The following is a 7,617-nucleotide window of genomic DNA, read 5'->3' as shown; positions in this document are numbered from 1 at the left end:
CCGTAAGGCCCCGCCGCCGCGCCGTTCTCCGCGTCTCGCGCCCAGGGTCCGCCCGACCAGTCGGACGGGCCCTGGTCCCGCTACTCCCGCGGGCCGATGCCCAGCGCCTCGGTCGCGGTCGGGTTGACCAGCAGGACGAGCACGACCAGCGCCGCCACGGCCAGCCCGGCCCCGGCGGCGATCAGTGCGCCACCGCCCTTGACCAGCGTCCAGGCCACCGGCAGCGCCACGATCTGGGTGATCAGCGAGGGCCCTCGGCTCCAGCGGCGGCGCAGCCACAGCCCCCGCGCGGCGACCAGCGGCAGCACCGCCAGCGCCAGGATGGTCAGCCCGCCCATCTCCGCCTGCTGCGGGCTGTCCGGCGCCCCGACCAGCCCGTTGATCAGCATGTACGCGCCGAGGACGGCCAGTGCCAGCCCCTCGACGGCGGTGAGCGCCGCGGCGGCCCTCAGCCGGGCAGGCCGCGGACCGGCCGGCTCCGGTACGGCGGGGGCTCCGGCGGCGCGCTTCGCGGACTGTTTCTGCTGACTGGTCACCCCAGCAGGGTAGCGCCGGCCCACCGTGCGGCCCGGCCCGCCCGTACCCCGGACAGGCGTGAGACCAGTACCAGCAGGTAGGTACGCTGCTCCATATGCGCGCACTTCTCGTGGTCAATCCCGCAGCAACCACCACGAGTGCCCGTACCCGTGAGGTACTCACCCACGCACTGGCCAGTGACCTCAAGCTGGAGGTCGCCGAGACGCGGTACCGCGGCCACGCCCGCGACCTGGCCCGGGAGGCCGCCGAGGGCGGAGAGACCGAGCTGGTGGTGGCGCTCGGCGGCGACGGCACGGTCAACGAAGTCGTCAACGGCCTGCTGACGACCGGCCCCGACCCGGACTCGCACCCGCGGCTGGCCGTGGTCCCCGGCGGCTCCACCAACGTCTTCGCGCGCGCCCTCGGGCTGCCCAACGACGTCGTGGAGGCGACCGGCGCCCTGCTGGACGCGCTGCGCGACCGCAGCGAGCGCACGGTGGGCCTGGGACTGGCCGAGGGCACTCCGGGCAGCGTGGACGAGGGGGTGCCGGGCCGCTGGTTCACCTTCTGCGCGGGCTTCGGCTTCGACGCCGGCGTCGTCGGCCGGGTCGAACAGCAGCGCGAGCGCGGCAAGCGGTCGACCCACTCCCTCTACGTGCGACAGGTCGTACGGCAGTTCCTCGGCGAGGCCAACCGCCGCCGGGGCACCATCACGCTCGAACGACCGGGCGAGGAGCCGGGCAGCACGGAGATCGTCGAGAACCTCACGATGTCGATAATCTGCAACACCGCCCCCTGGTCATATCTGGGCAACCGCCCCATCTACCCGTCCCCCGACGCGTCGTTCGACACCGCCCTGGACCTCTTCGCGCTGGACAAGTTCTCGGTGCCCGCGGTGACCCGCTACGGTTCCCAACTCCTCACCTCCACACCGGATCGCGGCCCCCAGGGCAAGCACGTCCTCTCACTCCACGACCTCACGGACTTCACCTTGCATTCGCAGGTTCCGCTGCCGTTCCAGATGGATGGTGACCACCTCGGACTGCGTACGAGTGTGACGTTCACAGGCGTTCGCCGTGCACTGCGTGTGATTGTGTGAGCAGTAGGGCCTAAAGTCCTTTCACTCGAACGTTTAGGCTGGCCTCCACCCCCTGGAATGACGGCTGTGAGCTAGGCGACACCAAGGAATCAAAAAAAAGTTTCCGGAAGGGGTTGTATCCGTCGCCGAGGTTTGCGAGTCTCTTCATGGCGATCGGGACGGCCGCTTTACCGGCCCCCTTGAGAGCCCGAATCCTCCTCCTCATTCCACTGGACCGCGCCAGTTCTTGACTGGCTTTCGGCCCTTCCCTTGTGGAGGGATTCGTGAAAGCGTTCACATTCACAAGCAACGATCCCGTCACACGAGGAGATGGAGCAGCCATGGACTGGCGTCACCGCGCCGTTTGCCGCGAAGAAGACCCCGAGCTCTTCTTCCCCATCGGCAACACCGGTCCTGCGCTGCTGCAGATCGAGGAAGCCAAGGCCGTCTGCCGCCGCTGCCCCGTCATGGAGCAGTGCCTGCAGTGGGCGCTTGAGTCCGGCCAGGACTCCGGCGTCTGGGGTGGTCTGAGCGAGGACGAGCGCCGCGCGATGAAGCGCCGTGCAGCTCGCAACCGGGCGCGCAACGCCAGCGCCTGAGCCAGCCGCCCCGTGGCCCCCGAGCCGCAGCGCGCAGTACCTTCGATGCCTGCCCGGAGCTGATACCCGGTCGTTATCGCATCGCAACAGCTTTGAGCCCCGGACCAATCGGTCCGGGGCTTGCCGCTGTTCCGGGGCTCCGCACTCCCCCGCGCCGCTGTTCGTTCAGTGCTGCTTCTCGGGCCGCACCGGGACGTCGAGAATGACCTGGGTGCCGCCCTCGGGCCCGCGCACCATGTCGAACGTGCCGCCCAACTCGCCCTCCACCAGGGTCCGTACGATCTGCAGCCCCAGGTTTCCGGCGCGATGCGGATCGAAACCCTCCGGCAGACCGCGGCCGTTGTCCTGGACGGTGACCAGCAGCCGGGGCTCCGTGCGGCTGCCGCCGCGGACCGCGCCGACCTCGACGGTGCCGTGTTCCAGCTGGTCGAAGGCGTGCTCCAGGGCGTTCTGCAGCACCTCCGTCAGCACCATCGACAGCGGCGTGGCCACCTCGGCGTCGAGGATGCCGAAGCGCCCGGTGCGGCGGGTGGTCACCTTGCCCGGCGCGATCTCCGCGACCATGGCCAGCACCCGGTCGGCGATCTCGTCGAATTCGACCCGCTCATCGAGGTTCTGGGACAGCGTCTCGTGCACGATCGCGATCGAACCGACCCTGCGCACCGCCTCGTTGAGAGCCTCCCGCCCCTGCTCGGAATCCATCCGGCGGGACTGCAGCCGCAGCAGTGCGGCAACGGTCTGGAGATTGTTCTTCACCCGGTGGTGGATTTCCCGGATGGTGGCGTCCTTGGTGATCAGTTCCCGCTCACGGCGTCTCAGTTCGGTCACATCGCGCAGCAGCACCAGCGACCCGATATGGGTGCCCTTGGGCTTGAGGGGAATGGCGCGCAGCTGGATCACGCCGTCGTTGCCCTCGACCTCGAATTCCCGCGGGGCCCAGCCGCTGGCCAGCTTGACCAGGGCCTCGTCCACCGGGCCGCGGGCCGGCGCCAGTTCGGCGGTGGCCTGGCCGAGGTGGTGGCCCACCAGGTCGGCGGCGAGGCCGAGCCGGTGGTAGGCGGAGAGCGCGTTGGGGCTGGCGTACTGGACCACACCGTCGGCGTCGAGCCGGATCAGCCCGTCGCCGGCGCGCGGCGAGGCGTCCATGTCGACCTGCTGGCCGGGGAAGGGAAACGTTCCGGCGGCGATCATCTGGGCGAGGTCGGACGCGCTCTGGAGGTAGGTGAGCTCCAGCCGGCTGGGGGTCCGTACGGTCAGCAGGTTGGTGTTCCGGGCGATCACCCCGAGTACCCGGCCCTCGCGGCGGACCGGGATGGACTCGACGCGGACCGGCACCTCCTCGCGCCACTCCGGGTCGCCCTCGCGCACGATGCGGCCCTCGTCCAGGGCGGAGTCCAGCATCGGACGGCGGCCCCGGGGGACGAGGTGGCCGACCATGTCGTCCTGATAGGAGGTGGGGCCGGTGTTCGGCCGCATCTGGGCGACGGAGACGTAACGGGTACCGTCGAGGGTGGGGACCCACAGGACGAGGTCGGCGAAGGACAGGTCGGAGAGCAGCTGCCACTCCGAGACCAGCAGATGCAGCCACTCAAGGTCGGAGTCGCTCAGAGCGGTGTGCTGGCGTACGAGATCGTTCATGGAGGGCACGTCTTGGAGCCTACCGGCGTACGGTGTATCTGTAGTGCGTGCACGACCGTGGACAGAGAAGAATGGTCTAGTCCACAATGTGAGGCGCAACACCCCTGGGGGAGACCCCAGGCCCATGAACTTCCGCTCTCCCCGCACAGGAGGGCGGATCGAGGCCCGCAGCGCTCTCTGCCCTGACTGCGCCACGGCCTCTGATCGACCGGTCCCGGGACGGGACCGTGCCCCTACCGCACACGGGGCACCACCCGCCCGCTAGTACGGGGCCGGCCGATGTCAGCTCCGGGCTGCGGTGCCGGACAGGTTGAGGGTCCTGTCCCGGCGCCGCGGCCCGCGGGTGTTTTCGGGGCCGGCGGGATGGGGCCGGCAGCCGGTCACCCTCTCGGTCCCGGCCCGGGGCCTTGACCTCCGCCCCCCGCCGCTCTCTTCTACCCTCCCCCACCGGACGCCTCCTAAGAGGGCTGCCGCGGCAGGGCGCGCATCGCCAGCTCGGCGACCGCCTCCAGGGTCGTACGGTCGGAGCCGTCGCGGGCGGACTGCGACATACCGGCGACGACGACGCTCACATACTCCGCCAGGCCGCGTGCGTCCGTACCGGCCGGAAGCTCGCCGGTCGCGATGTCCGCCCGGATCGCGCGCTCCATCTCCCGGACGTTGCGCTGCCGCATCTCCCGCAGGGACGCGGCGACTTCGGCGGAGGCGGGGGTGGTGTTCAGCGCGGCGCTGATCACCAGGCAGCCCCGGGGGCGGCCAGACACCGTGTACTCGACCGCGGCCTCGCGCAGCGCCCGTTCGATGCCTCGGCGGGCGGTCGGCTCCTCGGCGATCGCGCGGGAGATGAAGCCGCCGTACAGCCGCCCGTACTCGGCCACCGCCTCGTCGAACAGCGCCCGCTTGTCGCCGAAGGCGGCGTAGAGGCTGGGGGCGCTGATGCCCATCACGCGGGTGAGGTCGGAGATCGAGGTGGTCTCGTAGCCGCACTCCCAGAAGGACCGCATCGCCCGCTCCAACGCCGTCTCCCGGTCGAAGGACCGGGGCCGGCCGCGCTGCTTCGTCTCCTTGGACACCATGGAGTGAATTCTATAGCGGACGGTACGGAAATGGTGCTACGGTTTTTCTATAGCGATCGCTATAGAAAGCGTTCGCGACGCGATCCGGCGTGTGCGGGGATCAGCCCGCGGACGCGCGAACGAAGGGGAGGGGCACCGCCATGGGCGCGCTCGACGGCAAGACGGCACTGGTGACGGGCGGCAGCAGGGGGATCGGCCGAGCGATCTCGGAGCGGCTGGGGAAGGACGGCGCACGGGTCGGCGTGCACTACGGCCGCGACGAGGCGGCGGCCAAGGAGACGGTCGCGGCGATCGAGGCGGCGGGCGGCCAGGCGTTCACGGTCCGCGCCGAGTTGGGGGTGCCCGGCGATGCCGAGGCACTGTGGGCCGCGTTCGACGCACAGGCCGACGGACTGAACATCCTGGTCAACAACGCCGGGATCAACAAGGCGGTGGACGGGACACTCAAGAGGATCGCCACGGTGACGGAGGAGGACTACGACCGGCTCTTCGCGGTCAACACCAAGGCGCCGTTCTTCGTCACGCAGTCAGGGCTGAGCCGACTGCGGGACGGCGGACGGATCATCAACACCTCGACGGGGCTGACGCACGGCGCGGCCAAGCCGGAGCTGATCGCCTATGCGATGACCAAGGGGGCGCTCGATGTCTTCACCCGGACCCTGGCGAAGGACCTCGGTTCGCGCGGGATCACGGTCAACGCCGTGGCCCCCGGGGCGACCGACACGGATATGAACGCCGCCTGGCTGCGCGGCGAGGGGAGCGAGGCGGCGCGCGCGGCGACCGGGGCGATATCCCCGCTGGGCCGGGTCGCGGACGCCACCGACATCGGCGACATCGTTGCCTTCCTGGCCTCGAACGACAGCCGGTGGGTGACGGGCCAGTGGATCGACGCGACGGGCGGCGCGCTGCTGTAAGGGGTGGCATCCAAGGAAAGGAGGGGCTGGCGCCGAGCGGCTGACGGGCCGGCGTCCGGGCGACCACGGGGCGGCGGACAGGCCACCGGGGCGACGGCAAGTCGACAGCCATTCGTGCCGATGCGTTCAGCCGCGCCGACGGGTCAGGCGCGCCCACCTCTGCTAGATTGGTCTATACCACATGAGACCACTCTTCAGAACGGCAGGCCAAGCGTGGAAGTTGTCATCGTTCCGAACGCCGCGGCAGGCGGCGAGCTCATCGCGGAGGCCATCGCCACCCTGATGCGCCGCAAGCCCGACGCGCTGCTCGGCGTGGCCACCGGCTCGACCCCGTTGCCCATCTACGAGGCGCTGGCCGCGAAGGTCCGGGCCGGCGAGGTCGACGCCTCGCGGACGCGGATCTGCCAGCTCGACGAGTATGTGGGCCTGCCGGCCGGGCATCCGGAGTCGTACCGTTCGGTGGTGCTGCGCGAGGTGGTGGAGCCGCTCGGGCTCGACGAGGCCGCGTTCATGGGCCCCGACGGCACGGCCGAGGACGTCCAGGGCGCGTGCGACGCGTACGACAGGGGCCTGAGCGAGGCCGGCGGCGTGGACCTCCAGCTGCTCGGCATCGGCACCGACGGGCACATCGGCTTCAACGAGCCGTGTTCGTCGCTCGCTTCGCGTACCCGCATCAAGACCCTGACCCAGCAGACCCGGGAAGACAACGCCCGCTTCTTCGACAGCCTCGGCGAGGTGCCGCACCACGTCATCACCCAGGGCATCGGCACCATCCTGGAGGCCCGCCATCTCGTGCTGCTCGCCACGGGCGAGGGCAAGGCGGACGCCGTCGCCCAGTGCGTCGAGGGCCCGGTGGCCGCGCTGGTCCCCGCCTCGGCGCTCCAGCTCCACAGGCATGCGACGGTGGTCGTCGACGAGGCGGCGGCGTCCAAGCTGAAGCTCGGCGAGTACTTCCGCGCGACGTACGCGGCCAAGCCGAAGTGGCAGGGGCTGTAAGGCTGTAGAGCGGCCGTACCGGCCGGGGGGAACGCCGCTGTACCGGCTGGGGGCGGAAAGCCGGGGTCCTGGCCGGGGGCGGAAAGCCGAGGTCATGGCCGGGGTGTGCCGGCGGTCATGGCCGGCGATCCCGCACCGGTCCCGGCCGGACGCGGCGGGGGCGCCCGGCCGCGTCCGGCCCGCCCGCTCACCGATCACGCCGGCCGCGTCACCCGACGCGTCGCCCGGCGCGTCGGCCTCTTGGCCGGGGCACCGGTCGGGTTGGCCGGGGCGCGGTCGGGCTCCCGTCTCAGCCCCGCGCCGTCGGGTGCGGGCTCGTGGACGTCAGGGCCTCGGCCGCTGCCTGACCGCAGACTCGGGCGGCGCCGTATGTGGCGATGTGGGGGGTGCCCCGGGGCGGGGACTGAGGGACGCCCATCTCGATGACCGCGGTGCGGGGGCGGGCGGTCAACAGGGTGTGCAGGGCGTCGGCCATCCAGGGATGGCGGTGGACGTCGCGGACCACGGCCACGACGGGGCGGCCGGCGGCGGCGGTGAGCAGGGCCTCGACGAGGGCGGCTGGGCCGGTCCCGGCGGCGTCCTGCGCGGTGTAGGTGGCGGTCCGGGTGCCGGGGAGTAGCCGGGACAGTTCGGCGGCGACGCCCCAGGGGGTGTCGTCACCGACCGCGATGTTGGCGAGGGGGGTGAACGCCGCGACATAAGCCGGGGCGGTCAGGGGTTCAAAGGGGGTGACGGACGTCAGGCGCAGGGCGCGGCGGGCCGCCGTAAGGCCGATACCGGGTGCGGGCGCGGCCCCCTCC

The 7,617-nt window shown here is 71.3% G+C and carries 7 protein-coding genes and 1 pseudogene; 4 read left to right on the top strand and 4 right to left on the bottom strand.

The window, feature by feature from the left end:
* Nucleotides 1-80: 80 nt before the first annotated feature.
* Complete coding sequence (locus ACO1BR_RS04950) at nucleotides 81-536, bottom strand: hypothetical protein (RefSeq protein ID WP_426793774.1); 456 nt, start codon at nucleotides 534-536, stop codon at nucleotides 81-83.
* Nucleotides 537-631: 95 nt separating this feature from the next.
* On the opposite strand from ACO1BR_RS04950, the gene ACO1BR_RS04945 reads away from it, so the two are divergent.
* Together ACO1BR_RS04945 and ACO1BR_RS04940 are read left to right on the top strand one after the other, a co-directional pair.
* On the top strand, nucleotides 632-1,615 hold the full coding sequence (locus ACO1BR_RS04945) for a diacylglycerol/lipid kinase family protein (protein ID WP_426793773.1): 984 nt from the start codon (nucleotides 632-634) through the stop codon (nucleotides 1,613-1,615).
* Nucleotides 1,616-1,935: 320 nt separating this feature from the next.
* Nucleotides 1,936-2,193: a WhiB family transcriptional regulator gene (locus tag ACO1BR_RS04940; protein ID WP_003983230.1), complete on the top strand. Its 258-nt coding sequence runs from the start codon at nucleotides 1,936-1,938 to the stop codon at nucleotides 2,191-2,193.
* A gap of 165 nt (nucleotides 2,194-2,358) precedes the next feature.
* Here the strand turns inward: ACO1BR_RS04940 and ACO1BR_RS04935 are convergent, their stop codons facing one another.
* Both ACO1BR_RS04935 and ACO1BR_RS04930 read right to left on the bottom strand, forming a co-directional pair.
* A complete protein-coding gene (locus ACO1BR_RS04935; RefSeq protein WP_159510369.1) occupies nucleotides 2,359-3,831 on the bottom strand; it encodes a sensor histidine kinase in 1,473 nt (490 codons plus the stop codon).
* Between the two features lie 458 nt (nucleotides 3,832-4,289).
* Nucleotides 4,290-4,907 (bottom strand): TetR/AcrR family transcriptional regulator, encoded by a 618-nt coding sequence (locus tag ACO1BR_RS04930; RefSeq protein ID WP_426793772.1) that lies wholly within the window; start codon nucleotides 4,905-4,907, stop codon nucleotides 4,290-4,292.
* Nucleotides 4,908-5,047: 140 nt separating this feature from the next.
* On the opposite strand from ACO1BR_RS04930, the gene ACO1BR_RS04925 reads away from it, so the two are divergent.
* Together ACO1BR_RS04925 and nagB are read left to right on the top strand one after the other, a co-directional pair.
* Nucleotides 5,048-5,821 (top strand): SDR family oxidoreductase, encoded by a 774-nt coding sequence (locus ACO1BR_RS04925; protein ID WP_426793771.1) that lies wholly within the window; start codon nucleotides 5,048-5,050, stop codon nucleotides 5,819-5,821.
* Between the two features lie 213 nt (nucleotides 5,822-6,034).
* A complete protein-coding gene (gene nagB / locus ACO1BR_RS04920; protein ID WP_426793770.1) occupies nucleotides 6,035-6,817 on the top strand; it encodes a glucosamine-6-phosphate deaminase in 783 nt (260 codons plus the stop codon).
* A gap of 289 nt (nucleotides 6,818-7,106) precedes the next feature.
* Here the strand turns inward: nagB and ACO1BR_RS04915 are convergent.
* Nucleotides 7,107-7,617: pseudogene (locus ACO1BR_RS04915) on the bottom strand (glycoside hydrolase family 3 protein); the annotation flags it as partial.

The sequence above is a fragment of the Streptomyces sp. YGL11-2 genome (assembly GCF_050054615.1).
Lineage (GTDB): Bacteria > Actinomycetota > Actinomycetes > Streptomycetales > Streptomycetaceae > Streptomyces.
The sequence above is the reverse complement of the archived record's forward strand: the minus strand, read 5'-3'. Positions and strand labels throughout refer to the sequence as shown.